Below are 25,797 nucleotides of genomic sequence, written 5' to 3' on the forward strand. Positions count from 1 at the left end.
TTTTCCTGGCCTCAGATGCTCTTGAAGTGTTCGAACGGGTTGCTGCAGGCGTCGCACAGGTACAGCGCCTTGCAGGTGGTGCCGGCGAATTCGTTGTGCAGCCGGGTGCGTCCGGAGCCGCAGTGCGGGCAGTCCGGGCGCGGCGCCGCGTCCTCGCGCGGCCGGAAGCGCAGCGTCTGCCAGCCTTGCGGCGCGGACAGCGGCGGCGCCACGCCGGCGGCGCGCATGCGGGACTTGCCTTCGGCGCTGATCCAGTCCGTGGTCCAGGCCGGATGCAGCCTCGTCTCCAGCCGGATCGGGTCGACGCCGCGGTCCAGCAGGGTATTGACGATGTTCTGCTCGATCTGCTGGCGGGCCGGGCAGCCGCTGTAGGTCGGCGTCACCACCACGTTCAGCGCGTCGTGATGCCAGCGCACGTCGCGGACGATGCCCAGGTCGACGATGGAGATGTAGGGCATTTCCGGGTCGGGGATGCCGGCCAGCCATTCCCAGATGCGCTCGGTGCCGGGCCGGACTTCGAAGCCGTGTATGCGCGTCACCATTCCGCTCCCGGGTGGATGCGGGTCAGGTGCTGCATTTCCATCAGCAGCCCCACCAGCGCTTCGCCGTGCCGGCCGCGCTTGCCGCCGCACAGGCCGGACGGCTTCAGCGGCAGCTTCAGCGTGGCGGCGGTCAGCACTTCCTGCACATAGTTCAGCCATTCCGGATGCAGCGCGGCGAGGTCGCAGCCTATGCCCAGGCCCAGCATTTTTTGTTCCAGCGCGTCCATCTCGAACAGCTCGCCCACGTAGTCCCAGCAGTGGTTCAGCGCGTTCTGGGCGTAGCGGTGGCTGCGGGCGCTGCCATCGCCCAGCCGCACTACCCATTCGCTGCTGCGGCGCAGGTGGTAGCTCGCTTCCTTGAGCGCCTTGGCCGCGATGGCGGCGACCTGGCTGTCGGCGGAGTCGGACAGTTCGCGCAGCACCAGGCAGTGCCAGCTGTCGAACAGGAACTGGCGCAGCTGGGTGTCGGCGAAGTTGCCGTTGGGCTGCTCCGTCAGCAGCACGTTGCGGAAGCCCTGGGCGTCGCGGCGGTAGGCCAGATCGTCTTCGCTTTGGCGCGGCGACAGCTTGGCGCCGGCATAGTCCAGCCACAGCCGGGCCTGGCCCAGCAGGTCCAGCGCCACATTGCTCAGCGCCAGGTCTTCCTCCAGCGTCGGCGCGTGGCCGCACCAGGCGCACAGCCTTTGCGACAGAATCAGCGCGCTGTCGCCCAGCCGCAGCAGGTAGTCCGCCAGTTGCGGATTGTGTTCGGTCACGGCGTTCACAGGTGTTGCACTCCCTCGGGAACCGGGTAGTAGGTGGCGTGGCGGAAGCCCTTGCCGCGGGCGTTCTCGAACCACGCGGCCTTGTCCTGGCCGGCGCTGCTGATCAGGTTGTCCGACGCCACCAGCCACAAGCTGACGAAGTCGTCTCGGCGGGTGTAGACGTCGCGCGCGTGCTGCAGCGCCATGCAGGCGTCGCTGGCCTGGACGCTGCCGATGTGGCGGTGGGCGACGCCGTTTTGGCTGCGCACGAAGACTTCCCACGATTTCCATTCATTCATGGCGTTCTCCTTGGCGGCCGGCCTGGCGGGCGGCCTGTTTGCTGGCGTGGCAGGCGGCGGCTTCGCGCACCCAGGCGCCTTGTTCCCAGGCGCGGCGGCGGCTGCCTACGCGGTGGCGGTTGCACTGGCCGCCGCCCTGGATCACCCGGCTGAATTCGTCCCAGTCGATGCGGCCGATTTCGTAGTGGCCGGTCTCTTCGTTGAGGCGCAGGTCCGGGTCCGGCACGGTCAGGCCCAGGTGGTGGATCTGCGGCACGGTCTGGTCGACGAATTTCTGGCGCAGGGTGTCGTTGGAATAGAGCTTGATGCCCCACTGCATGGATCGCCGCGAGTGCGGCGAATCCTCGTCCGGCGGGCCGAACACCATCACCGTCGGCCACCACCAGCGGTTCAGCGCGTCCTGCGCCATCTGCCGCTGTTCCGGCGTGCCTTCCACCAGCTTGCGCACCAGGTCGAAGCCCTGGCGATGGTGGAAGCTTTCTTCTTGGCAGATGCGGACCATGGCGCGGGCGTAGGGGCCGTAGGAGCTGCGGGACAGCGGCACCTGGTTGACGATGGCGGCGCCGTCGGTCAGCCAGCCGATCATGCCGACGTCGGCCCAGGTCAGCGCCGGGTAGTTGAAAATGTTCAGATACTTGGCCTGGCCGCTGAGCAGTTGCTGATAGATCCCGTCGCGATCCACGCCCAGGCTCTCCAGCGCGCTGTACAGGTATTGAGAATGGCCCGCCTCGTCCTGGATCTTGGCCAGCAGCACGCACTTGCGGTGCAGGCTGGGCGCGCGGGTCAGCCAGAAACCTTCCGGCAGCATGCCCACGTATTCGGAATGGGCATGCTGGGACATCTGCCGCAGCAGCGTGTTGCGGTAGCCCTCCGGCATCCAGTCCTGCGGCTCGATCTTGTCGCCGCGGTCGATTCTTTGCTGGAAGCCGGCTTCCAGCGTGGCGATGTCCTGGTTCATTTTCGGCTCCTTATCCGCGCAGGTAGTCCAGCAGGCCCAGCGGCGCGGCGGCGGCGGCGGGCTGCTCGATCAGATGCTGGTTCCACAGCAGCTCGGCCAGATGCGCGCGGTCGCCGTCGTCATAGTCGCGTTGCCAGGCCCAGAACTGATCGCGGATCAGGCGCTTGAGCACCTTGCCGGTGGAGCCGGCGGGCAGCGCGCCGTCTTCGGCCAGCAGGGCGGCGCAGACGGTGTAGTCGGGCAGCGCGCCGCGGCCCTGGAAGGGGTAGCAGTCTTGCGCGTGGCGCAGCACGGCGGCGGCGTCGAGTTCGGCGCCTCGGCTTGGCTTCACCAGGATCAGCACGGCTTCCTCGCGGGTGGGGCCGCGCGACACGCCGACCACGCTGACGTCGAACACGCCGGGCAGGGTCAGCAGATGCTCTTCCAGCAGCAGGGTGTAGGCGGGCACGCCCAAGTTGCTGGGCACGGTGTCGACGATGCGGTCCAGGTGGACGAATTCGCCGTTGCCCAGGCGCAGGCCGACATCGCCGGTCAGCCAGTAGCCGTTCAGCGAAGTCAGCGTGGTCAGGTGCGGCTGGCCGTAGTAGCCCGGCGTCACCGTGGGCGAGCGCACGCCGAAATAACCGGGCTCGCCATCAGGCAGCAACGCGCCAAGCGGCGACAGGATGTCGCAGCGGGCATAGCCGGCGGCGTGGCCCACGGTGCGCTTGCTGGCGACGTCGCCCTTGCTGGACACCTTGAAGAATTGCGACATGCCCAGTTCCGACGCGCCGAACATATCGGTGAAGCGGGCTTCCGGCGCCAGGCGCAGCAACTGGCGGATGTGGGCCTCGTGCGCGGTGTCGCCGGTGTTGTAGAAGCGGCGCACGCTGCCAAAGTAGCTGTCCGGCAAGTCTTGCTCGGCGAAGGAGGCATAGCTTTGCGAGAAGGCGGTGACGATGCTGGGCTGGAAGCTGGCGATCAGATTGGCCGCGGCCGAGCCGGTCTGGGTGTGCAGCGCCAGCGTCGGCAGCTGCAGCATGGTGGCGGTCATCAGGTAGCTGATGCCGGCGGCATGGGTGGGCGGCATGGCGGTGGCCAACTTGTCGCCGTCCTGTTCGACGAAGCTGCGCAGGCGCTCGCGCTTGCCGTTGAAGAACTGGGCGTGGCCGAACAGCACGGCCTTGGGGATGCCGGTGGTGCCGGAGCTGTGGCACACCATGATGATGTCTTCGTCGCGGCGCGCGGCCGGCCAGCCTTCCGTCGGCAGCGGCGCGATGTCCACCGGCGCGCCTTCGGCGAAGCCGGCGTCGAGCGCGGTCAGGCCATGCAGTTCGCCGGCCAGGTCCCAGCGCGCGTCGGTTTCCTTGTCGTAGACGAAGACGTCGAAGCGGTTGCGGCGGGCGTACAGCGCGGCGATGTCGGCGCGCAGATGGCCATTGATCAGCACCGGCACGCAGCCCAGGCTGCCCAGGGCCAGGAAGTGCAGGAAGGACGGGATGCCGTCGCCCAGATAGAGGCAGACGTGGCGGCCGGCGGCCATGCCCTGGCGGCGGTACCAGCCGGCCAGCTCGGCTGTCTGTTGGCGCAGGCTGGCCAGCGAATAGGCCTGGTGGGCGCGGCCGCTGGGGCCGACATAGGGCTGCTCCAGGAACAGGAAGTCTTCATCCAGCGGGCCGTAGGCTTCCAGCGCCTTGAACAGGAAGTTGCCGGCGCCGAGTTCGGGATCGGCGAACAGCGCGTCCCAGGCTTGTTTGCGGGTGGTCGGGTTCATGTCTCGTGCTTTCTCGCGATAGAAAGTAGGGGGTCAGGCGCGCTTGGCGTCGGCTTGCGGCTGGCTGGCCAGGTAGACCAGGAAGGCGCAGGCGCTGCAGGTCAGCACGCTGAAATTCAGGGACAGCTTCAAGCTCTGGAAGGCGGCCATGCTGATGGCGAAGAGCAGCAGCAGGGCGGCGCTGGCCCAGGCGGTGCGGCGCAGCTGGACGCCCAGCAGCAGGAAGACGCCGAGCACGGCTTCCAGGATGTCGACCAGCCAGGCCAGGGCGGGGATCAGCGGGGCGGGCGCCCACGGCGACAGCTTGGCGACGTGGCGATAGAAGTTGTCCATGTTTCCCCAGGACACGCCCAGGTCGCCCATCTTGCCCCACAGGCCCAGGCGGTCTGCCACGGCGGACAGGAAGGCGGCGGCCAGCGCGAAGCGGGCGAACAGCAGGACGGACTTCCAGGAATTTTGTTGTTGCATGTCGGCCTCTCTCGGTTGGTTTGAACGGCGGGCAGGTCGTCGTCGCGGCCTGCGTGTCGTTGGCGAGCTAAATGTAGCGGTGGGGGGCGGCGTGCTTAAGGGGCAAGAATTGGCTGATCGACCATGACAAGCCAGGCCATGCCCTTAAGGACAGGGTCAATGGCCTGGTCAAATTGCCGGAAGGGAGAGCGGACAAAAAAACGGACCCGGCAGGCCGGGTCCGAACAGGGGAGGACAAGGGATAGAGGGGAAAACTCAGCGTCCGGCGGCGGGGGCCAGGGCCGGCTTGACGGCCACTGCGGCGGCTTTTTTCTGGGCGCGGCGTTGATACAGGTTGTTCAGCAGCAGGGACACGGCGGTCAGGCTGGCGCCGGCAACTTGCATGTTTTCCGGCACGACGCCGGCGATGGTCGACAGGGTGAAGGCGGTGATCGGCACGATGTCCATGAACAGCACGCCGTTCAGCGGGGTCAGAATCTTGTTGCCGATGTTCCAGCACAGCACGCCCATCAGGCCGGCGATCAGGGCCATGTACAGCAGGTGCGGGGCGACGGCTACGGTGGCGGCCAGGGTCGGTTGCGGGATGGCGCCGGCCAGGATCAGGGCGATGGTCACGGCGAACACGGTGGTCAGGCCCAGCAACGTGGTCATGGTGGTGTAGCGGTACGGGCTCCATTTCGGGAAGTAGGAAGCGCCCACGGTGTAGAACACCCAGCACAGCGCGCCCAGGATCAGCGGAATGTTGGCCACGAAGTTGGACGGCTCGGAAGTCACAGCGTGGAAGTCACCCTTGGTGATCACCAGCACGACGCCGCAGAACGACATCAGGATGAAGCCGAAGGAGAACAGGGGCGGCCGCACCTTGCGCAGGGCCCAGATCACGAACAGTCCCAGCATGGGCATGGTGGCCATCATGATGGAGGCGGTCAGCGCGCCGCTGGGGCCGGCCAGTTTCTGGCCCAGGAACACCAGGAAGCCGAAGCCGGCGAAACCGGCGGAGCCGAACAGCCAGGCCAGGCCCCAGCGCTCGCCCTTCAGCGACAGCGCTTGCGGACCTTCGCGGAACAGCAGCAGGACGACGAAGGCGAGGCCGGCGATGCTGTAGCGCAGAGCAGTGAAGGTGAACGGGTCCATGTGGCGCAGCGCGTCGGTCATGACGGGGAACATGGCGCCCCAGGATATGGTGGCGGCGAGGCAGCAGAGTATGCCGGTCAGGTATTGGCGGGTTTGCATGATCAATCACTCCAGGGTGGTTTTGAAAGTTTGCGTCAGGTACGGACTGAACTTTAATTTCCACCTATCCTCGCGTCCATTCGCATTTTTGGAAGGCAGCCATCAATTTGGCTGAAGGCTGGTTTTTATATATTAAAGAGTGAATGGGGTAGATATTATCCATAATTGATTTTATTAGGCGGGAAATCAGCGTGTCGTGCTGATTTCCCGCCTTTTTTCATGCTGATTTTCGGGAGTGTTATAGATTTTGCTGTAAAAATATCCTTTGTTTTCAATGGCTTGCTTTTGCCATCTGTTTGGGTGATCCCTGCCTTCGCAAAATGCGAATGGATGGAATTGCACGTGCTCGGCTACATTGCATTCCAACAGTTCGACGCCGGATCGGTCGAATGAATTCTGCAGTTTAAATCTGAGTTTTTATTCCTGACGGAGAAGAGTCATGTTGAAGCAAGTTTATTCCACGCCGATCGCTGACGCGCTGTTGTCGATTCGAGAAACGATACGCCATTCTTTCCACGCGCTGCCCATTTTCAATGGCCATTCCACCCAGGGCAGCCCGCTGGCGGACAAGTACTGCAGCCTGCTGGGGGACACGGTGCTGGGCAGCGAACTGACCACCACCGGCAAGCTGTTCGACAGCTTCTTCTTCCCCAAGGCGGCGATCCGCCAGTCGGAAGACTTGGCCGCGCAAACTTTCGGCGCGGACGGCACGGTGTATGTCACCACCGGCACCACCACCAGCAACCAGATCGCCGCCACCGCGCTGTACCAGCGCCAGGGTCCGGTGCTGATGGACAAGAGCTGCCACCAGTCCATCCACTTCGTGCTGCACGGCCTGGGCGCCCGCGTCGACTATCTGACCGCGGAGTTTGAGTGCCCGGTCAGCGAGCGCAGCGCCTGGAATATCGAATCGCTGCTGGAACAGACGCGCCGCGCCGAACAGGCGGACGCGCCGTATGAAATGATCGTGCTGACCGCCCAGTCCTACGAGGGCGTGATCTACGACGTGCCGCGCATCATCGGCGCCTTGCTGGCGGCCGGCGTGCGCACCCGCAAATTCCTGGTGGACGAAGCCTGGGGCGCCGCCAACTACTTCCATCCCGAGCTGCAGCCCCTGACTGCGATGAATGTCGGCGAACTGCGCGCCCGTTATCCGGAGCTGGAAGTGGTATGCACCCAGTCCTCGCACAAGTCGCTGAGCACGCTGCGCCAGGCCTCCATGATCCACTTCCGCGGACCAGAGTCGCTGCGCGAGCGGCTGAATGTCGCCAAGTTCCGCGTCCACAGCACCTCTCCCAGCTACCCGATCCTGGCCTCGCTGGACCTGGCGCAGGCGCAGATGGCGGTGGAGGGGCGAGAGCGGGCGCGCCAGGCCCTGGCGCTGGCGCAAGCATTCAAGGAAAAGCTGCAAAACGGCATGGACTGGTCGTGCTACCGCGTCTGCCCGATGCCGGCGATGGACGGCATGCAGGACTACGTGCACCAGGACCCGTGCAAGGTGTCGATCGACATTGAAGGCCTGGGCCTGCCGGCCGCCGAGGTGCAGGCCTATCTGTTCCGCGAACACGGCGTCTATCTGAACCGCATCACCCGCCGCACCGTGCTGCTGAATTTCCACATCGGCGTCCTGCCCGAAGCGGTGGACGCCATGCTCGAAGGCCTGGCCGCCCTGCAGCGGCGCCAGGTGGGAGAGTCGGTGAAGCAAGTGCTGGCCGACCGCTTCGTGATCCCGTATCCGCCCGGCGTGCCGCTCTTGGTGCCCGGCGACGTCATCACCGACGAGATCCACCGCAAGATGGAAACCATACGCAAGACCGGCATCGCCCTGCTTGAAATCTGAACGTGAACCCCATAGCCAAGCCAAATTCTATTTAGGAGCCCACCATGATCTCGCTGAAACAAATCGACGCCTTCCGCCGCATCCATCCGACCCGCCCGGCCATCATCGCCGGCGACAAGTCGCTGAGCTGGCAGGATCTGCACATTCAGACCATGCACCGCGTCGCCTATCTGCAGGCGCGCCGCGGCGGCGAGCTGCCCAGCCAGGCCTGCTACGTGGCCGACAACCGGCTGGACCTGATTCCGTGGCTGGCCGCCTTCTCCTCGCTGGGCATTCCGGCGGTGGGGCTGGACTATACCCTGCCGTTCGCCACGGTGCAGGCCATGGCCGAGCGCATAGACGCTGACTTCGTGCTGATTTCCTCCAAGCGCCTGGGCATAGAGTGCGACGTGCCGGTGATAGGCCGCAGCCAGGCGGCCGACGGCACCCTGCTCGACCTGGACTCGCTGGGCGTGGCCTATGTCGACGCCATCGGCGCCAGCCTGTACGAGGAGCACGGCCTGCGGGACAACCCGGCCCGTCCTTTCCGCGCCGTGGGCTTCACCTCAGGCACTTCCGGCCTGCCCAAGGCGGTGCTGCGCAGCCGCTCTTTCGATCAGCGCCGCTTCCAGTATTTCGCCGAGCGCTACGGCTTCGGCGCGGGCGACCGCTTCCTGGTCAGCATGCCGCTGTACCACGCGGCCGGCAACGGCTGGGCCAGGCTGTTCCTGGCCCTGGGCGCCACGTTGTACCTGGGCGATGGCGCCGACAGCGCCGACTTGTCCTGGCAAATGAGCGAATACGGCATCACCGCCACCGTGCTCAGCCCGGTGCTGCTGGCCGGCCTGCTCAAGGCGCGGCGCGGCATGGCGGCGCTGCCCGCCCTGCGCTGGGTGCTGGTGGGCGGCCGCAATTTCACCGCCATCGAGAAGCAGCGCGCGTTGCAGATGCTGGGCCCGGTGATCTACGAGTATTACGGCACCACCGAATCCGGCGTCAACACCATAGCCGAGCCGGCTGACCTGGCCGCCTATCCGGCCAGCGTGGGCCGCGCTTACGACGGCAACACCATCGCGGTGCTGGGAGCGGACGGCAGGCCCGTGGATGTCGGCCAGGTCGGCACGGTGTGCATCGCCAGCTATATGAACATGGACGATTACCTGGGCGGCGGCGGCGAGTTCGCGCAGCTGGACGGTGAACGCTACTTCGTGACGCCGGATATGGGCTACCTGGACGAAGAAGGCCGGCTGTACTTGCTGAACCGCGCCGGCGGCGGCGCCAATCAGGCGCCCTTGTACCGGCTGGAGAACGCCTTGCGCGAGCTGCCCTGCATCGAGGACGTGGCGCTATTGCAGAAGGAGGACACGGTGAGCTGCGCGTTCAAGATCCGGCCGGACCGGCAGGACAGCGAGCGGCTGCGGCAGCGCATCGCCGAGGCGGCCAACGACGAGAATGTGTCGCTGTTCGGTTGCCGGCCGCTGGCGGAAATACCGTATTCGCCTAGCGGCAAGGTGAGGGTGAAGGATCTGGAAAGGGTGTTGGAAGCGGGTTGACGGGGTAGCGCGGGGACGCGGGCCATGGCGGCATGTCATGGCCCGCTTTTCATTTTTTGTCCCTTTTGCGAGAGGGGGCGGCGGCCTACACTCGCCTCATCTTGCCGAGGACCGGCTGTCCGGCCCGGCGCAATCGCTGTTTTTCATTCGCAAACTGCCGCGCCCGCCCAGCCGCGCCGCGCTCATCAAGTGAGGCTATACGATGGATCTGAACCAATTGAAGACTTTCGTCACCGTCGCCGAGGCGGCCAATCTGACCAAGGCGTCCGAACTGCTGTACCTGAGCCAGCCGGCGGTCAGCGCCCAGATCAAGGCGCTGGAGTCCGAGCTCGGCGTGCAACTGTTCAACCGCACCGCCCGCGGCATGATATTGACGGTGCCGGGCCAGGCCTTGAAGCAGGACGCGCTGCGCGCGCTGGCGGCGGCCAAGAGCGTGTTTTCGCGGGCGCAGAGCTTCCGCGACGGCTTGAGCGGCGAGTGCCGCATCGGCACCATTTCCGAACCGGTGATGCTGCGGCTGAGCGCGTTGCTGTCCAATTTGATGGAGTGCCATCCCAATCTGTCTTTGAAACTGAACCAGTGCATCTCCGGCGTGGTGGAGGAGCAGCTGTTGGAAGGCAAGCTGCACGGCGGCTATGTGATAGGCCAGATCGATAATCCGCGCATCGTGTCCATTCCGGTGCATCCGATCACGCTGCGCGTGGTGGCGCCGTATGCCTGGCGCGACCGCGTGCTCGGCGCGGAGTGGGACGTGGTCTCGCAGCTGCCGTGGATAGGCATGCCGGCCAAGTGCTCGTTCCAGCGGCTGACGGCCAATCTGTTCGCCCGCCACGGCGAGACGCCGCGCTGCATCGTGGCGGTGGACCAGGAGGGCACGCTGCGTCAGCTGGTGTCGTCCGGCCTGGGCCTGGCGCTGATGCGCGAGGATATGGCGCTGGACGCCGAGGCGAAGCAGGACGTGGTGATTTGGCCGAAAGGGCAGGAGCGCAGCATGCTGAACTTCATCTACTTGCAGTCCGAGGCGCATAACCCCATCGTGCAGGCGATGTGCGAAAGCGTGCGCGAGGTCTGGGACCTGCCGGACGAGGAGGAGCAGGCGCTGCTGCGCATGGCGTCGTGAGCGTTTGGCGGGGCGCGGGCAGCGCCCCCGCGGAGGCGTCGAAAGGAAGCGGATCATGTCATGGTCCGCTTTGCGTTTTTTGCCCCTTAATGCGGGCGCGGGGCGCGGATAAAGTGCGCACATGGTCGGGCGCCGCCATCGTGAGCGCGGCTTCGATCGGATACCCATCGCAATCAGGAGAATACGAAATGTCGCAAAAAGTCTTTGTAGCCGGTTCGTCCGGCGTGATCGGCAAGGCTCTGATTCCGCTGCTGCTGGACGCGGGTTACACCGTGTACGGCGGCACCCACCGTCCCGAGCATGTCGAAGCGCTGAAAGCGCTGGGCGTGACCCCGGTGCTGGCCAACGTCTATGACGCCGAGGCCCTGAAGGACGAATTGGTGCGCATCCAGCCCTGGGCCGTGATCCACCAGTTGACCGATTTGCCGCGCGGCTTGGACCCGAGCCTGATGGCGCAAGCCGTGGTCAACAACGCCCGCATCCGCGACGAAGGCACGCGCAACCTGGTGGCCGCCGCCGTGGCCGCCGGCGCCAGCCGCATCGTCGCGCAAAGCATCGCCTGGGCCTACAAGGCCGGCGACAAGCCTTATCTGGAAACCCATCCGCTGGATCTGGACGCCGAAGGCACCCGCCGCACCAGCGTGCACGGCGTGGCCGCGTTGGAAAAGCATGTGCTGGGGGAAGCCAAGCTGCAAGGCACCGTGCTGCGCTATGGCCAGCTGTATGGCCCGAACACCGGCACCGATCAGCCGACCGGCGCCAGCCCGCTGCACGTAGAGGCGGCCGCCCACGCCGCGCTGCTGGCGTTGCAGAAGTCGCCGGGCGGGGTCTTCAACATCACCGAAGACAATCCGGACGTCAACAGCGAGAAGGCCAAGAGCGTGCTGGGCTGGTCGCCGGCGCTGAGGCTGGCCGCCGCCGCGGTTTGATCCCATCGAAGCAATAAAAAAGCGCGCTGGCGACAGCGCGCTTTTTCTTTAGATAAGGCTCTTCTCGCCTGCTTGAAGGTGCGAGGCGCCCTTGTCGGGCGAGGGCGGCTTACTGGCCGCCTTCCACGTCTTCCAGGCTGAAGGTTTCAGTGTGGTCGTTGTAGGAGAATATCTCCGCGTAACGGCCCCAGCTGATCACGGTATCCAGCGTTTCCTCAGCGGCCTCGTCGGACAGCGAGTCCTCCAGCTCCTGGGCGAAGCGCAGGCGCGGGGCGCGCTGGCCCGGACGCTCCTGCAGCACTTTGCGGATGTGGGCGGCCATGGGCACATTGCGCTGCAGGTGCTCGGCGAACAGCACTTTGCGCTCCTGGGTGCCGTAGTCGGCGAACAGCTTGCCGGCGGCGGTCAGCAGGATGTCGCCGTCCTTCAGCTCGACGAAGCCCAGGTGTTCCAGGATTTCCGCCACCGGGAACAGATCGTCTACTTCCAGCCGCAGCTTCTCGGCGATTTCCGGCATGTCGGCCTTGCCGAAGTAGGGCTCTTGCGCCACTTCCTCGATCAGGCCGGCCATCAGGTTGGTGGATACCTCGGTCAGCTGGCTGCCGATTTCCAGCGGCAGCTTGTGCAGGGTGTGGGCGCTGCGGCGCGCGGTCATCAGCGCGTAGATGTCGTCCACCATCTTGCGGAAGGACGGGTCCAGCCGGTTGCGGCGGTGCGGGAAGGGCACCTTGATCTCGGCCACTACGCGGCCGGGGTTGGACGACAGCACCAGGATGCGGTCGCACATGAACACCGCTTCCTCGATATTGTGGGTCACGATCAGCACCGACTTGATCGGCAGCTGGCCCTGGCTCCACAAGTCCAGCATATCGGTGCGCAGCGTCTCCGCCGTCAGCACGTCCAGCGCCGAGAACGGCTCGTCCATCAGCAGCAGGCGCGGGTTCACCACCAGGCCGCGGGCGAAGCCGACGCGCTGGCGCATGCCGCCGGACAGTTCGCGCGGGTAGGCGTTTTCAAAGCCGTCCAGGCCTATCAGGTCGATGGCGGCCAGCGCGCGGCGGCGGCGCTCCTTGGCGTCCACGCCCAGCGCCTCCAGGCCGGCTTCCACGTTCTGCAGCACGGTCAGCCACGGGAACAGCGCGAAGGTCTGGAACACCATGGACACGCCTTCGGCCGGCCCCTTCAGCGGTTTGCCCAGGTAATTGACCTCGCCGCTGCTTTGCTGGATCAGGCCGGCGATGATGCGCAGCAAGGTGGACTTGCCGGAGCCGGAGCGGCCCAGCATGCCTACGATCTCGCCTTCGCGCAGCGTCAGGTTGACGTCGTCCAGCACCTGGATTTCGTCGCTGCCCTTGGAAAAGCCGCGGCAGACGTTTTTCAGCTTGAAGATTTCTTGTCCCAAGGCGGTGTTGTTGGTCGTCATGCTTGGGGCCCCCTTAGTTGAGACGGAGTTTGTTTTCGGCGATGGCGTACATCGGACGCCACAGCAGGCGGTTGAACAGCACCACGAACAGCGACATCACGGCGATGCCGAGCAGGATCTTGGGATAGTCGCCGGCGGCGGTAGTCTGCGCGATGTAGGCGCCCAGGCCGTGCGCGGCCAGCTTGTCGTCGCCCCAGGACACGAATTCGGACACGATGCTGGCGTTCCACGCGCCGCCCGATGCCGTTATCGCGCCGGTGACGTAGTAAGGGAAGATGCCCGGCAGCATGACCTGGCGCCACCACTGCCAGCCGCGGATGCGGAAATTGGCCGCGGCCTCCTTGAAGTCGTTGGGGAAGGCGGTGGCGCCGGCCACCACGTTGAACAGGATGTACCACTGGGTGCCCAGCACGATCAGCGGCGACAGCCAGATGTCCGGATTCAGCTTGAAGTGGACGATGAAGACCACGAACACCGGGAACAGCAGATTGGCCGGGAAGGCGGCCAGGAACTGCGCCAGTGGCTGCACTTTTTCGGCCAGGGCGGGCCGCAGGCCGATCAGCACGCCCAGCGGCACCCAGATCACCGAAGCGACGGCGATCAGCAAGCTGACGCGCACCAGGGTGATCAGACCGAGGCCAAGCACTTTCAGCACTTCCCAGGGGCCGACTTCCGAGGCGATGAAATGCACCAATTTGCTGGCCAGCAGGAAGGCCAGCACGGCGATCAGCGACCACCACAGCACGTCTATGCCGCGCGACACCGAAGTATGGTCTTCCGAGTGTATGCCCTTGGGCAGGCTGAAGTTCAGCTTCAGGCGGGCCGTAGTCTTCAGCAGTTTGCCAAACGGTTTGAGCAGCTGTTGGATGGCGTGCGTGCGCTGGATCAGGTTCAGCACCCAGGATTCCGGCGCGGCTTGGCTCATGGTGTCTTCCAGGCGGAACTTGTCGGCCCAGGCCACCAGTGGACGGAACAGGAACTGGTCGTAGATCAGGATCACGATGGACATGGTCAGGATCACCCAACCGACGGCGGCCAGGTCTTTGTGCTGGATCGCCATGGCCAGGTAGGAGCCGACGCCGGGAAGCATCACGGTCTTGTCGCCGACGGTGATGGCTTCCGAGGCCACCACGAAGAACCAGCCGCCGGACATGCTCATCATCATGTTCCAGATCATGCCGGGCATGGCGTAGGGCACTTCCAGCTTCCAGAATTTCTGCCAGGCGGACAAGCGCAGATTGACTGACACCTCCTGCAGGTCGCGCGGCACGGTGCGCAGACTCTGGTAGAAGCTGAAAGTCATGTTCCAGGCCTGGCTGGTGAAGATGGCGAAGATGGCCGCGCATTCCGCGCCCAGCACCCGGCCGGGGAACAGCGCGATGAAGAAGGTCACGGTGAACGAGATGTAGCCCAGCACCGGCACCGACTGCAGGATGTCCAGTATCGGCACCAGCAAGAGGCCGGCGCGGCGGCTTTTGGCCGCCAGCGTGCCGTATATCAGCGTGAACACCAGGGCGGCGACCATGGCCGCCAGCATGCGCAGCGTGGTGCGCAAGGCGTATTCCGGCAGATTGCCGGGGTCCAGCGTGATGGGGATGGTTTGCAGCGCGGCGATCGGCGCCCAGGTGGCGCGTATGCCTGTGGTGGCCAGCAACAGGAAGCCCAGGATCAGCGGCAAAGCGATCAGGTCCCAGCGATTGGGGATCAGCCGCCGGGCGGTGGCGGGCATGAAGTGGCGGACGGCGGTGGTCATCAGGCCTCTCCGTTTTTATGGATTTGTTCCGGCGGTCCGCGGCCTTGCGGCGTGCGGTCCGTATGCTTGGGCGCGCCGGGAGTGGTTGACGGCTGGGTGGGTCGACACTTTACCGTAGCATTGCGCATGCCTGTTCGAACGCCGAAAACCGGCAACGCGCTTAAGCATCGCGCCAGAATATTGCCGGGACGGCTCCGGTCAGGGCATGCATGCTACCAGAGAAGCCATAAAGCGATTGTTAAAATCGCCGAAGGGATCGTGGGTATTTTGTGACGAAATGTACTAGTTGAAAACGCCGCCGGCATGGGCCGGCGGCGTTGTCCGGCAGGCGCTTACAGCACGTTGACGGCGGGGGTGCCGGCGGCCACTTCCACGGTCTGCGTGCTGGCGGTGGCCGGAGACGGCGCGATGCCGTTCGCCAGCTTGGCCATCTTGTGGAAAGTGCAGCTGAGCTTGGCCGGCGTCAGCGTCACCACGGCGTAGCCCTGGGCGTCGGTGTCGACGTATTTGAGCCAGTTGCCGTTGAACTGCTTCAGCGTGTTGTTGAAGGTGTTGACCGTCTGGCCGTTCACCGTCTGGTAGATCAGCGGCGCGGCCATGGCGAAGGCCGGCACGGTGTCCACCACGTTCTTGAAGTAGCTGAAGAAGGAGTTGCTGGAGATGCCGGCGGTGACCAGATCCACCATCACCGGGGTGGGGCTGGCGGCGTCGAAGTCATCCATCACCGGGCCGGCGAAGAAGGCGTGGATGTCGCCGGTGATGCCCACCACATTGCCTATCTTATTGCTCTTCAGGAAGGCCATCAGCGCCTTGCGCTCGGCGTTGTAGCCGTCCCACTGGTCCGCGTTCAGGATGTACTGGTTCAGCAGCATGGACGGCGGCAGGCTGGCGTCCAGCATCGGTTTCAGCTTGGCGTTGAACACGGCGGCGCTGAGGGCGCCGCCGCTGAGGGCGGCCAGCAGCGGCTGGACATTGGCGTAGCTCAGCACCGGCGTGTCGCCGCTGACATTGGCTGTCTTCAGGTCTTGGTAGAAAGCACCGGCCAGTTGCTGCTGGGCGGCGCTAAGGTTGACGCCTTGCTGCGCCAGCGCGGCGATCAGGCCCTGAGTCAGCAGGCCGGCCACCGCCATGGTGCCGTCCACGCCCATGCGCAGCAGCGAGACTTCATTGCCCCACAGCTTCCAGGTGGTGGCGGCGCCCTGCATTTGCTGCTGCCACCAGGCGCGCTGGGTGTCGCCCAGAATGGAAACCATTTGCAAGTCGCCGCCCATGGCGGCGATCTTGGCCGCCTCCACCTGGGCCAGCGTGGCCTTGGGCACGAAATAGCGGCTGCCCAGATTGGCGAGGCCGGTATTGGGCGCGGCGTCTTCCGGAATGATGTGGTCGGCGCGGTACAGGCGCTGGTCGGTCATCACCAGCGTGGCCAGATTGCCGAAGGCGAAGCTGCGGTAGATCTGGATATTCTGGAACGAGGGATTGGACAGGTCGATATTGACATCGGCTGGCGTGTATTCGAACCAGGCCTGGTTGGCGCTGCGGCGGCGCGGAATGTTGGGATAGTCGTCCTCGCCCGGATAATAAACCTGGCGGTCTTGCCAGCAGTCGTCGGAGAACTCGTGGTCGTCCCAGATCGAGATCACCGGGAAGTTGGCGTGCACGGCCTGGATGCGCGGGTCGGCGCGATAGCTCTTGTACAGGTAGCGGTAGTCGGCCAGCGTAGTGGCGTAGATGGCGCCGTCGGCCCGCTTGGTGCCGTTGGGCAGCGTCAGCGGCGGATGGCGGGTTTCGTTGCCGCCGGTCTGGAAGCCGGCGCCGACGGTCTCGTAAATGTAGTCGCCGACGTGCATCACGAAGTCCAGGTCCAGCTGGGCGATCTCGTCGAAGGCCCCCCAGTGGTTGACGCTCCAGTCCTGGCAGGTGATGTAGGCGAATTTCAGTTGGGAAACCGGCGTGCCGGCGGCCGGCGCGGTCTTGGTGCGGCCGACGGTGCTGACGGTGCCCCCGGTCAGGAAGCGATAGTAATAAGTCGTGGCGCTGTTGAGGCCGGTCACCTTGTGGCGCACGGTGTAGTCCCAGCCCGGGTCGGCGCTGAGCGCCTGGTTGACCAGTAGATTGGAGAAGTCCGCCTTGTCCGACAGCTGCACCGTCACGCCGAGGGAGCTGGCGCCGTCGCCGCCGTCGACGCGGGTCCACAGGATGATGCTGTCCGGGCGCGGGTCGCCGGAGGCAACGCCCAGGTTGAACGCCTTGCCCGCCGCGAGCTGGCTTTGTCCGGGCGTCGGGGCGGCGCTGGCGTCTCCGCCGCCGCCGCAGCCGCTCAGCCCGCCGGCCGCCACCGATACCGTCAGAAAACTGCCCCATTTGAGGAATTGCCGCCTATCCATCGCTTCTCCAGAATTTCTCATGTTGTTGGTATGAAAACTGCTGATTATTGCAACAGAATATTTAAATCGCGTGAATGGTTCGGTCAATTAAATCGAGCGTTTGCTCTATCAAGCGTCGTCTAAATCCAACACTTGTCTGTTACCCTACTCTTGATCTGGCGCACCCTCGCCCCCATAACCATGGCTGGGAATGTGCTACACTTTTCAGCATTTTTTGCGGACACGCCTTCCGGCCCGCTGGTTTCTGGATTCGACTACATGATTTCTTCGCTACTCAAGAAGGTGTTCGGCAGCCGCAACGATCGTCTGCTGAAGCAATATCGCCAAGCTGTGGCGCGCATCAACGCCCTGGAGCCGGCGATGCAGGCGCTGTCCGACGAGGCGCTGGCCGCCAAGACCCAAGAATTCCGCGATCGCCTGAACAAGGGCGAAACGCTGGAAGGCCTGTTGGAAGAAGCCTTCGCGGTGTGCCGCGAGGCCTCGCGCCGCGTGATGGGCATGCGCCACTTCGATGTGCAGCTGATAGGCGGCATGGTGCTGCATCAGGGCAAGATTCCTGAAATGAAGACGGGCGAGGGCAAGACCCTGGTCGCCACGCTGGCCGTGTACCTGAACGCGCTGACCGGCGACGGCGTCCACGTGGTGACGGTCAACGACTACCTGGTCAGCCGCGACGCCGGCATCATGGAGCCGCTGTACAACTTCCTGGGCCTGTCAGTCGGTGTGAATCTGTCGCAGATGGCCCATGACGACAAGCAGGCCGCCTACGGCTGCGACATCACCTACGGCACCAACAACGAATTCGGCTTCGACTACCTGCGCGACAATATGGTGTTTAGCACCGGCGAAAAAGTGCAGCGCAAGCTGGCCTACGCCGTGGTGGACGAAGTGGACTCCATCCTGATCGACGAGGCGCGCACTCCGCTGATCATCTCCGGCCCGGCCGAAGACAATATCGACATGTACCAGCGCATGAACGTGGTGCCGCCGATGCTCAAGCGCCAGGAAACGGAAGAGGGCGAGGGCGACTACTGGGTGGACGAGAAGGCCCACACCGTGCTCTTGTCTGAGGCCGGCCACGAGCGCAGCGAAGACATCCTCACCCAGATGGGCTTGCTGAAGGAAGGCGACAGCCTGTACTCGGCCACCAACATCACGCTGATGCACCACCTGATGGCCGCGCTGCGCGCCCACGCGCTGTTCCACCTGGACCAGCACTACGTGGTGCAGGACGGCGAAGTGGTGATCGTCGACGAGTTCACCGGCCGCCTGATGTCCGGCCGCCGCTGGTCCGACGGCCTGCACCAGGCCGTGGAAGCCAAGGAAGGCGTGGAGATCAACCGCGAGAACCAGACGCTTGCCTCCATCACCTTCCAGAACTACTTCCGCCTGTACGGCAAGCTGTCCGGCATGACCGGCACCGCCGACACCGAAGCCTACGAATTCCAGAGCATCTACAACCTGGAAACCGTAGTGGTGCCGACCAATAAGCCTATGATCCGCAAGGACTCGCAGGACAAGGTCTACCGCTCCGCCAAGGAAAAGTACGACGCCATCCTGGCCGACATCAAGGATTGCCACGAGCGCGGCCAGCCGGTGCTGGTGGGCACCACCAGCATCGAAAACTCCGAGCTGGTGGCCAATCTGCTGTCCCAGGCCAAGCTGCCGCACAATGTGCTGAACGCCAAGGAGCACGCCCGCGAAGCGGACATCGTGGTCCAGGCCGGCCGTCCGGGCATGATCACCGTGGCCACCAATATGGCCGGCCGCGGCACCGACATCGTGCTGGGCGGCAATCCCGCGCCGGAGATCAAGGCGGTGGAGGCCGACGACAGCCTGTCCGACGCCGACAAGAAGTCCAAGGTCGAAGCCATCCGCGCCGAGTGGAAGCAACGCCACGCCGCGGTGCTGGAAGCCGGCGGCCTGCACATCGTGGGCACCGAGCGCCATGAGTCGCGCCGCATCGACAACCAGCTGCGCGGCCGTTCCGGCCGTCAGGGCGACCCGGGCTCTTCCCGCTTCTATCTGTGTCTGGAAGATCCGCTGCTGCGCATCTTCGCCTCCGACCGCGTGGCCGCCATCATGGACCGCCTGAAGATGCCGGAAGGCGAGGCCATCGAGCACCCGTGGGTGAGCCGCTCCATCGAAAACGCCCAGCGCAAGGTGGAAGGCCGCAACTTCGACATCCGCAAGCAATTGCTGGAATACGACGACGTCGCCAACGACCAGCGCAAGGTGATCTACCAGCAGCGCCATGAAATCCTGGTGGAAGAGGACGTGTCCGACGTGGTGGTGAACATGCGCGAAGGTGTGATCTCCGACCTGGTCGACCTGCATCTGCCGCCGGAATCGATGGAAGAACAGTGGGACCTGGCCGGCCTGGAGAAAACCCTGGAGTCCGACTTCCTGCTGCAGGCGCCGGTGGCCGAGTGGCTGAAGACCGAGCAGAATCTGGACATCGAGCAGATCCGCGAGCGCATCATCGAACTGGCCGCCGCCGCCTATCAGGCCAAGGTGGATCAGGCCGGCGAAGGCGTGATGCGCCAGTTCGAGCGCAGCCTGGTGCTGCAGATGCTGGACAACCACTGGCGCGAACACCTCGCCGCCATGGACCACCTGCGCCAGGGCATACACCTGCGCGGCTACGCCCAGAAGAACCCGAAGCAGGAGTACAAGCGAGAGGCTTTCGAGCTGTTCGCCGACATGCTGGAGCGCATCAAGCGCGGCGTGGTGCAAGTGCTGATGACGGTGCAGATCCGCGGCCAGGACGACATCGACGCGGTGGAGCCGCATGAGTTGGCGGATTTCGAGATGCAGCACGCCGAGCCGGGTTCCGTGCTGGGCGAGGACGAGGACAATCCGCTGTCGCCGGACGCCTTGGCGGCCCAAGGCCTGCGCATCAATCGCAACGACCCCTGCCCCTGCGGCAGCGGCATGAAGTACAAGCAGTGCCACGGCCGTCTGGCTTGATGCGCTGATGGATCTACCCAAAAGCCGACGCTTGCGTCGGCTTTTTTGATTTTCGGGCTCGGCGTCTCATGCGCCGCTGGCTTTGCAACACCCTGGCGCAGAAACGTAGCGCGGGTTGGCCTCCGGCCATACCCGCGAAAGATGCGACCGCGCGATCTTGATCGTAAGGCTGCATGAGTCGCGGCAATGGCGGCTGGCGGATTCGCCGGCATCGCGCCGGCGGCAAGGCTTTCCAACACCAAGGCGCAGTGATAGCATGTCGGCGGGTCAACAGTTCACCCAGGCGTCGCCGGCGATTTCGCCACGCTAAACCTGTCTTGGCAGCATCACCCACTTACCGCTTGGCTCGAACCTCGTGCCAGGCCGCAACGGCGACCGCGGCAGTCCTCCCCGACCTTGGCACGCAGACAGGATTCGAACCATGTCTCGCACGCTTTATCCGTTTTACAGCAGCGATATCTCCGCGCTCGCCCGTTCTCTGAAGCAGCAATGGGCGGAGCAGACCGAGCCGCCGGGCCATCTGCAAATCCTCAATATGCTGGCGCGCGCGGCCGGCTTCCAAAACTTCCAGCATTTGCGCGCCGAGCATGATAGGCCATCGCCGGCCGAAGCCAAAACCGTCTCCGCGGCGACGCAGCGTTTACTGCGCCACTTCGACGCGGAGGGCCGCCTGATGCGTTGGCCGAAGAAGTTCAGCGAGCAGCGCGCTTGCCTGTGGGCGATATGGGCCGGCTTGCCGCGCGGCGAAGAGTGGGACGAGCCGGGCGTGAATATCGCCATCCGCGCGCAAGAAGCTTTTGGAGATCATGTGTTGATCCGGCGCGAACTGGTGGAAGGCGGCTGGGTAGGCCGCACCGACGATTGCCGGCGCTATTGGCTGCAGGAGCCAGAGGCGCCGGAGGGGATGGTGGAGTTGATCGCGCAAGTGAGCCTGCGCCGCCCCCTCTCCCCAACCCCTCTCCCGCGAGGGGAGAGGGGCTTGCCGCCTCGCGACGTCTCGAGCGATGAGAGCGCCGTAGCCCGGTAGGGCGGCAGCCCGGCTTTGCCGGGCGTTCCGCCAATGCCTCAGCACGGGACGCGTCAGCGCCGTAGCGCGGGTTGGCCGCTAGGCCATACCCGCGATCCCAATCCTCATCAAGCTCTTATGACTTATCTCATTCGCGGGTATGGCAGAGCCAACCCGCGCTACGGGCGATTCGGCGCTTGGAAAGATAAGCAGCGCATCTCCCCTCTCCCCTCTCCCCTCGCGGGAGAGGGGCTGGGGGAGAGGGGGATTACAGATACGGCTTCACCGCCGCTTCCAGCTTTTTCTCGTCCAGCTTGCCGGTCAGCGTGGCGGCGATCTTGCCGCTGCGGTCCAGCACCAGCGTGTAAGGTAGGCCGCCGGTCTTGTTGCCCAGGCCGCGCATCAGGTCCAGCGTGTCGTCGTTGCCCAGCAGGATGGGGTAGCCGATCTTCAGCTGCTTGACGAAGGGCTCCACCTGTTCCTTGCTGTCCAGCGCCACGCCCACCACCTCCACGCCCTTGGGCGACAGCTTCTTGCGCAGGCCGTTCAGCATCGGCATTTCCTCGCGGCACGGTCCGCACCAGGTGGCCCAGAAGTTCAACACGGTCACCTTGCCCTTGTAGGCGGACATCGCCACCGGCTTGGCGTCCAGGCTGGAGAAGCGGCTTTGCTCCAGCGAGGGGGCGGCGTGGGCGGCCAGCGGCAGCGCGGCCAGCAGCAAGGAGACGAACAGGCGTTTGGATTTCATGGGCATTTCCTGTGATGTCAATGGAATTGTCTTGGATTTCCGCAACTTGCGTGCATCCGGGGATGATCGAAAAAGAAACTTCATGTTAAAATGTTCGATTGATTACTTTGCGGAGTGGGCATGTCTATCCTCGTCTGCGGGGCGCTCGCATACGATACCCTGTTCTCGTTCCAAGGCCGCTTCGACAGCCAGATCCTGCCGGATCAGCTGCACAAGATTTCGACCACCTTTCTCGCCCCGACGATGCGCCGTGAATTCGGCGGCATGGCCGGCAATATCGCCTACAGCCTGTGCCTGCTGGGCGAGAAGCCTATTGTGATGGGCGTGGTCGGCGAGGACTTCGAGCCATATCGTCAACACCTGAAACGGGTGGGCGTGGACGACCGTTTCATCCGTCTGATCCGCAAGCAGTATACCCCGCAATGCTTCGGCATTGCCGATAAGGACGGCAACCAGCTGATGGCCTTCCATCCGGGGGCGATGGACTTCGCCACCGAGAACCACGTGTCCGACATCCAGGACCCGATCGAGCTGGCCATCCTGTCGCCAGGCGGCTACACCGCCTTCATCCAGCACTCGCGAGAGCTGGCGGCGGCGGGCATTCCGTTCATCTTCGATCCGGGCCAGGAGCTGCCGTTGCTGTCGCGCGACGAGATCCACGAGATCGTCGAGCTGGCCAGCTATGTGGCGATCAACGACTACGAAAGCGAGCTGATGCGCGAACGCGCCGGCCTGACCGTCGATGACCTGCGCAAGAAGGTGAAGGCGCTGATCGTCACCCGCGGCTCCAAGGGCGCCGAGATCTACGTCGACGACACCGTGCACTTGATTCCGCGCGTGCAGATGCCCATCAAGCCGGTGGACCCGATGGGTTGCGGCGACGCGTTCCGCGCCGGCTTGCTGTGGGGCATCAGCCGTGGGGTGGATTGGAAGATCACCGGCCGCCTGGCCAATGTGATCGGCGCGATCAAGGTCACCACGCCGGGCTGCCAGAACCACTTCTTCGATTGGGATTCTCTGAAAGACATCTACTTCGAAGCCTATGGCGAGAGATGGCCGCTGTAAGCGCGCTCGCTTAGAATCGAAAGGCACCGCGCTGCGCGGTGCCTTTTGTTTTAACCAGGCTCGTCCCACTTGAATATGCGAGCCGGCACCCCCACCATAAGTGGATTCAAACACGCCCAAGGGAAGACCATGTCACCCGTTCCGCACCTGGCCACCGCCCTCACCGGCCCGCTGTACGAGCTGGAGAGCCGCATTCTGGCCGCTCAGCCGCAGATCGAGCACTGGTTCCGCAGCCAATGGCATGCCCATGCCGCGCCGTTCTACGGCTCGGTGGACCTGCGCAACAGCGGCTTCAAGCTGGCGCCGGTGGACATGAATCTGTTCCCGGGCGGGCACAATAATCTGAACCCGGAATTCCTGCCGCTGGCGGTGCAAGCCGCGCAAAGCGCCGTGGACAAAGTGTGTCCCGAGGCGCGCAGCATCCTGCTGATACCGGAAAACCATACTCGCAACACGTTCTATCTGCAGAACGTGGCCACCCTGGTGCACATTTTCGAGCAGGCCGGCCTGAAGGTGCGTCTGGGTTCGCTGAATCCGGAAATCACCGAACCGACCGAGCTGGCCGCCGCCAACGGCGACAAGCTGACGCTGGAACCGCTGGAGCGCCGCGGCAACCGCCTGGTGCTGGCCGACGGCTTCAATCCCTGCGTGGTGCTGCTGAACAACGATCTGTCCGGCGGCATCCCGGATTTGCTGAAAAACCTGGAGCAGACCCTGCTGCCGCCGCTGCACGCCGGCTGGGCGGTGCGGCGCAAGACCCACCATTTCGAAGCGTACGACAAGGTCAGCAGCGAGTTCGCCAAGTTGATCTCCATCGACCCGTGGACCATCAACCCCTACTTCGCCAGCTGCCGCGGCCTGGACTTCCATGCCCGCACCGGCGAGGAGCAACTGGCCGAGACGGTGTCGCAGATGCTGGACAAGATCCGCGCCAAGTACCGCGAATACGGCATCGACAACGACCCCTTCGTCATCGTCAAGGCCGACGCCGGCACTTACGGCATGGGCGTGATGAGCGTGAAGAGCCCGGACGAGGTGCTAGGCCTGAACCGCAAGGCGCGCAACAAGATGTCGGTGGTCAAGGAAGGCCTGGAAGTATCCGAGGTGATCGTGCAGGAAGGCGTGTACACCTTCGAGACCGTCAACGAGGCGGTGGCCGAGCCGGTGGTCTACATGATGGACCGCTACGTCACCGGCGGCTTCTACCGCGTCCACACCGGCCGCGGCATAGACGAAAACCTGAACGCGCCGGGCATGCATTTTGTGCCGCTGTCGTTCGAAACCGCGTGCCTGCCGGACCGCAAGGGCCTGCCGGATTGCGCGCCCAACCGCTTCTATGCTTATGGCGTGATCTCGCGGCTGGCGCTGCTGGCCGCTTCGCTGGAGCTGGAAGCCACCGATCCGGACGCATGATGAATGATCCCGTCGGCATGTCATGCCATTGGCCTTAAGATAGAATGTCGTCGAAAGCCGCATCGTGCGGTTTTCGACAATGTTCGACCTTAACCATGGATGACGGGCCGCTTTGGCCGGCCCGCAGAGACGAAATGAAGAAACTTCTTTGTGCAGGCCTGATGATGGCGGCCGCCGGCTTTTGCCTGGCGGACGCGCCGGCGATCAAGGTTTCCCCCAGCGCGGACTTCAGCAACCCCGCGATGATCAACAGCAATGTACGCGACGAATGCAAGCTGCCGGAATCGCAAGCCGCCGCCAGCATGAGGGCGCTGCAGGAAGCCGGCGTGACGGCTGAGACAGCGCCGGAAGACCAACTGAAGGCTAACGGCTACTATCTGAAGCTTCGGCTAGAAAACGCGGTGTCTATGGGCAATGCTTTCATAGGACACCGCAAGTTCGTCGCGATGTCCGCCCAGTTGTACAAGGATGGCAAGCTGCTGGACACTTTCACAGGCTCCCGCGATTCGATGGGCGGCATGTGGGGCGGCTTCAAGGGCTCTTGTTCCGTATTGGAGCGCTGCACGCAAACCCTGAGCAAGGACTTGGCTGCCTGGGTCAAGACCAAGCTCTCCTCTTAACGCCGCGCTAGATCCTGGCGCCGCCTCCTTCTCCAGAAAGACCTTGTCATGAGAATTTTATTCATCGCCGATCCGTTGGAGCACTTCAAGATCTACAAGGACACCACCTTCGCGATGATGGAGGAGGCGCACCGCCGCGGCCACGCGGTCAGCTTCGCCGAGGCCCATCAGCTGTCGGTGGAGGGCGGCCGCATCCTGGTGGATGCGGTGGATCTGACCGTCACCGACGAGCGCCCGCATTGGTACAAGCTGGGGCAAAAGCTGCGCCAGCCGCTGCAGGCCTTCAGCGCGGTCATCATGCGCAAGGACCCGCCGTTCGACATGGAATACCTGTACGCCTCCCAGCTGTTCAGCCTGGCCGAGCAGCAAGGCGTCAAGGTGTTCACCAGCGGCCAGGCGCTGCGCGATTTCAATGAAAAGCTGGCCATCCTGCAGTTCCCGGACCTGACCGCGCCCACGCTGATCACGGCGGAGGCGCATCGTTTGCGCGCCTTCGTCAACCAGCACCAGGACGCGATCTTCAAGCCGCTGGATAGCATGGGCGGCGACAGCATCTTCCGCGTGAGGCCGGACGACGCCAATCTGTCGGTCATCATCGAAACCATCACCCAGCGCGGACGGCGCACCATCATGGCGCAGCGCTACATCCCGGAAATCCGCGATGGCGACAAGCGCATCCTGGTGATAGACGGCGTGCCGGTCGATTACTGCCTGGCGCGCATTCCGGCGGCCGGCGAGACGCGCGGCAATCTGGCGGCGGGCGGCCGCGGCGAGGCGCGGCCCTTGAGCGCGCGCGACCGCGAGATCGCCGAGACGGTCGGGCCGGAACTGAAGAAGCGCGGCATCTTGCTGGCCGGGCTGGATGTGATCGGCAACTATCTCACCGAAGTCAACGTCACCAGCCCCACCTGCTTCCGTGAGATCATGGACCAGAGCGGCATCAATGTGGCCGGCCTGTACATCGACGCGCTGGAGCGCCATTGCCAGCATTGAGGCGG

General features: G+C 64.5%; 21 protein-coding genes. 10 read left to right on the plus strand and 11 right to left on the minus strand.

Annotation, left to right across the window (positions count from 1 at the left end):
- Positions 1-11: 11 nt before the first annotated feature.
- The 7 genes from paaD to C2I19_RS05330 all read right to left on the minus strand — a co-directional run bounded on the left by paaD (position 12) and on the right by C2I19_RS05330 (position 5,996).
- Complete coding sequence (gene paaD / locus C2I19_RS05300; protein WP_199181080.1) at positions 12-539, minus strand: 1,2-phenylacetyl-CoA epoxidase subunit PaaD; 528 nt, start codon at positions 537-539, stop codon at positions 12-14.
- Positions 536-1,306, minus strand: a complete 771-nt coding sequence (paaC, locus tag C2I19_RS05305) for a 1,2-phenylacetyl-CoA epoxidase subunit PaaC (RefSeq protein ID WP_233201107.1) — start codon at positions 1,304-1,306, stop codon at positions 536-538. Before paaC ends, paaD begins: the two co-directional genes overlap by 4 nt.
- Positions 1,303-1,584, minus strand: coding sequence for a 1,2-phenylacetyl-CoA epoxidase subunit PaaB (paaB, locus tag C2I19_RS05310; protein WP_103901668.1), 282 nt, complete (start codon positions 1,582-1,584; stop codon positions 1,303-1,305). Before paaB ends, paaC begins: the two co-directional genes overlap by 4 nt.
- A complete protein-coding gene (gene paaA / locus C2I19_RS05315; protein ID WP_103901669.1) occupies positions 1,577-2,542 on the minus strand; it encodes a 1,2-phenylacetyl-CoA epoxidase subunit PaaA in 966 nt (321 codons plus the stop codon). The genes paaB and paaA overlap by 8 nt, the downstream gene beginning before the upstream one ends.
- Before the next feature lie 10 nt (positions 2,543-2,552).
- The gene (locus C2I19_RS05320; protein WP_103901670.1) at positions 2,553-4,295 is read right to left on the minus strand and encodes a class I adenylate-forming enzyme family protein; all 1,743 of its coding nucleotides are present in this window, start codon (positions 4,293-4,295) and stop codon (positions 2,553-2,555) included.
- A gap of 33 nt (positions 4,296-4,328) precedes the next feature.
- Positions 4,329-4,763 carry a MauE/DoxX family redox-associated membrane protein gene (locus C2I19_RS05325; RefSeq protein ID WP_103901671.1) on the minus strand — a complete coding sequence of 145 codons (435 nt, stop codon included), beginning with the start codon at positions 4,761-4,763 and terminating at the stop codon, positions 4,329-4,331.
- 255 nt (positions 4,764-5,018) lie between these two features.
- Positions 5,019-5,996, minus strand: a complete 978-nt coding sequence (locus C2I19_RS05330; protein WP_103901672.1) for a DMT family transporter — start codon at positions 5,994-5,996, stop codon at positions 5,019-5,021.
- A gap of 439 nt (positions 5,997-6,435) precedes the next feature.
- Between C2I19_RS05330 and C2I19_RS05335 the strand changes: the two genes are divergently transcribed.
- From C2I19_RS05335 to C2I19_RS05350, 4 genes are all read left to right on the plus strand, one after another.
- The gene (locus C2I19_RS05335; RefSeq protein ID WP_103901673.1) at positions 6,436-7,836 is read left to right on the plus strand and encodes an aminotransferase class I/II-fold pyridoxal phosphate-dependent enzyme; all 1,401 of its coding nucleotides are present in this window, start codon (positions 6,436-6,438) and stop codon (positions 7,834-7,836) included.
- Positions 7,837-7,880: 44 nt separating this feature from the next.
- A complete protein-coding gene (locus C2I19_RS05340; protein WP_103901674.1) occupies positions 7,881-9,368 on the plus strand; it encodes a class I adenylate-forming enzyme family protein in 1,488 nt (495 codons plus the stop codon).
- Positions 9,369-9,570: 202 nt separating this feature from the next.
- On the plus strand, positions 9,571-10,488 hold the full coding sequence (locus C2I19_RS05345; RefSeq protein ID WP_103901675.1) for a LysR family transcriptional regulator: 918 nt from the start codon (positions 9,571-9,573) through the stop codon (positions 10,486-10,488).
- Between the two features lie 188 nt (positions 10,489-10,676).
- The gene (locus C2I19_RS05350) at positions 10,677-11,417 is read left to right on the plus strand and encodes an NAD-dependent epimerase/dehydratase family protein (protein WP_103901676.1); all 741 of its coding nucleotides are present in this window, start codon (positions 10,677-10,679) and stop codon (positions 11,415-11,417) included.
- Between the two features lie 109 nt (positions 11,418-11,526).
- Here the strand turns inward: C2I19_RS05350 and C2I19_RS05355 are convergent, their stop codons facing one another.
- The 3 genes from C2I19_RS05355 to C2I19_RS05365 form a co-directional block, all read right to left on the minus strand.
- Complete coding sequence (locus C2I19_RS05355) at positions 11,527-12,840, minus strand: ABC transporter ATP-binding protein (protein WP_103901677.1); 1,314 nt, start codon at positions 12,838-12,840, stop codon at positions 11,527-11,529.
- 13 nt (positions 12,841-12,853) lie between these two features.
- Entirely contained in the window at positions 12,854-14,593 is a 1,740-nt protein-coding gene (locus tag C2I19_RS05360) for an ABC transporter permease (RefSeq protein ID WP_103901678.1), read from the minus strand.
- Positions 14,594-14,925: 332 nt separating this feature from the next.
- Positions 14,926-16,977: an alkaline phosphatase D family protein gene (locus tag C2I19_RS05365; RefSeq protein ID WP_103901679.1), complete on the minus strand. Its 2,052-nt coding sequence runs from the start codon at positions 16,975-16,977 to the stop codon at positions 14,926-14,928.
- Between the two features lie 258 nt (positions 16,978-17,235).
- Here C2I19_RS05365 and secA point away from each other — a divergent pair, with 258 nt between their 5' ends.
- On the plus strand, positions 17,236-19,947 hold the full coding sequence (secA, locus tag C2I19_RS05370) for a preprotein translocase subunit SecA (protein ID WP_103901680.1): 2,712 nt from the start codon (positions 17,236-17,238) through the stop codon (positions 19,945-19,947).
- A gap of 421 nt (positions 19,948-20,368) precedes the next feature.
- On the plus strand, positions 20,369-20,974 hold the full coding sequence (locus C2I19_RS05375; protein WP_103901681.1) for a DUF2087 domain-containing protein: 606 nt from the start codon (positions 20,369-20,371) through the stop codon (positions 20,972-20,974).
- Positions 20,975-21,221: 247 nt separating this feature from the next.
- Here C2I19_RS05375 and C2I19_RS05380 read toward each other — a convergent pair whose 3' ends face one another.
- The gene (locus C2I19_RS05380; protein WP_233201108.1) at positions 21,222-21,701 is read right to left on the minus strand and encodes a TlpA family protein disulfide reductase; all 480 of its coding nucleotides are present in this window, start codon (positions 21,699-21,701) and stop codon (positions 21,222-21,224) included.
- Between the two features lie 120 nt (positions 21,702-21,821).
- On the opposite strand from C2I19_RS05380, the gene C2I19_RS05385 reads away from it, so the two are divergent.
- The 4 genes from C2I19_RS05385 to gshB all read left to right on the plus strand — a co-directional run bounded on the left by C2I19_RS05385 (position 21,822) and on the right by gshB (position 25,792).
- Entirely contained in the window at positions 21,822-22,766 is a 945-nt protein-coding gene (locus C2I19_RS05385) for a carbohydrate kinase family protein (RefSeq protein WP_103901683.1), read from the plus strand.
- A 129-nt stretch (positions 22,767-22,895) separates the two neighbouring features.
- Positions 22,896-24,179, plus strand: coding sequence for a glutamate--cysteine ligase (gene gshA, locus C2I19_RS05390; RefSeq protein WP_103901684.1), 1,284 nt, complete (start codon positions 22,896-22,898; stop codon positions 24,177-24,179).
- Between the two features lie 134 nt (positions 24,180-24,313).
- The gene (locus C2I19_RS05395) at positions 24,314-24,799 is read left to right on the plus strand and encodes a hypothetical protein (protein ID WP_146056744.1); all 486 of its coding nucleotides are present in this window, start codon (positions 24,314-24,316) and stop codon (positions 24,797-24,799) included.
- Positions 24,800-24,847: 48 nt separating this feature from the next.
- Complete coding sequence (gene gshB / locus C2I19_RS05400) at positions 24,848-25,792, plus strand: glutathione synthase (protein WP_103901686.1); 945 nt, start codon at positions 24,848-24,850, stop codon at positions 25,790-25,792.
- The last annotated feature ends 5 nt before the right edge of the window (positions 25,793-25,797 follow it).

It is taken from the genome of Chromobacterium alticapitis, assembly GCF_002924365.1.
GTDB classification, from domain to species: Bacteria; Pseudomonadota; Gammaproteobacteria; order Burkholderiales; family Chromobacteriaceae; genus Chromobacterium; species Chromobacterium alticapitis.

Coding starts and splice junctions, on each gene's coding strand:
- C2I19_RS05330 (WP_103901672.1), bottom strand. CDS start 5,996: ATGCAAACCCGCCAATACCTGACCGGCATACTCTGCTGCCTCGCCGCC.
- C2I19_RS05320 (WP_103901670.1), bottom strand. CDS start 4,295: ATGAACCCGACCACCCGCAAACAAGCCTGGGACGCGCTGTTCGCCGAT.
- C2I19_RS05360 (WP_103901678.1), bottom strand. CDS start 14,593: ATGACCACCGCCGTCCGCCACTTCATGCCCGCCACCGCCCGGCGGCTG.
- C2I19_RS05385 (WP_103901683.1), top strand. CDS start 21,822: ATGTCTATCCTCGTCTGCGGGGCGCTCGCATACGATACCCTGTTCTCG.
- C2I19_RS05340 (WP_103901674.1), top strand. CDS start 7,881: ATGATCTCGCTGAAACAAATCGACGCCTTCCGCCGCATCCATCCGACC.
- C2I19_RS05335 (WP_103901673.1), top strand. CDS start 6,436: ATGTTGAAGCAAGTTTATTCCACGCCGATCGCTGACGCGCTGTTGTCG.
- C2I19_RS05395 (WP_146056744.1), top strand. CDS start 24,314: ATGAAGAAACTTCTTTGTGCAGGCCTGATGATGGCGGCCGCCGGCTTT.
- C2I19_RS05325 (WP_103901671.1), bottom strand. CDS start 4,763: ATGCAACAACAAAATTCCTGGAAGTCCGTCCTGCTGTTCGCCCGCTTC.
- C2I19_RS05375 (WP_103901681.1), top strand. CDS start 20,369: ATGTCTCGCACGCTTTATCCGTTTTACAGCAGCGATATCTCCGCGCTC.
- C2I19_RS05350 (WP_103901676.1), top strand. CDS start 10,677: ATGTCGCAAAAAGTCTTTGTAGCCGGTTCGTCCGGCGTGATCGGCAAG.
- gshA (WP_103901684.1), top strand. CDS start 22,896: ATGTCACCCGTTCCGCACCTGGCCACCGCCCTCACCGGCCCGCTGTAC.
- C2I19_RS05355 (WP_103901677.1), bottom strand. CDS start 12,840: ATGACGACCAACAACACCGCCTTGGGACAAGAAATCTTCAAGCTGAAA.
- paaA (WP_103901669.1), bottom strand. CDS start 2,542: ATGAACCAGGACATCGCCACGCTGGAAGCCGGCTTCCAGCAAAGAATC.
- secA (WP_103901680.1), top strand. CDS start 17,236: ATGATTTCTTCGCTACTCAAGAAGGTGTTCGGCAGCCGCAACGATCGT.
- C2I19_RS05380 (WP_233201108.1), bottom strand. CDS start 21,701: ATGAAATCCAAACGCCTGTTCGTCTCCTTGCTGCTGGCCGCGCTGCCG.
- gshB (WP_103901686.1), top strand. CDS start 24,848: ATGAGAATTTTATTCATCGCCGATCCGTTGGAGCACTTCAAGATCTAC.
- C2I19_RS05345 (WP_103901675.1), top strand. CDS start 9,571: ATGGATCTGAACCAATTGAAGACTTTCGTCACCGTCGCCGAGGCGGCC.
- paaB (WP_103901668.1), bottom strand. CDS start 1,584: ATGAATGAATGGAAATCGTGGGAAGTCTTCGTGCGCAGCCAAAACGGC.
- C2I19_RS05365 (WP_103901679.1), bottom strand. CDS start 16,977: ATGGATAGGCGGCAATTCCTCAAATGGGGCAGTTTTCTGACGGTATCG.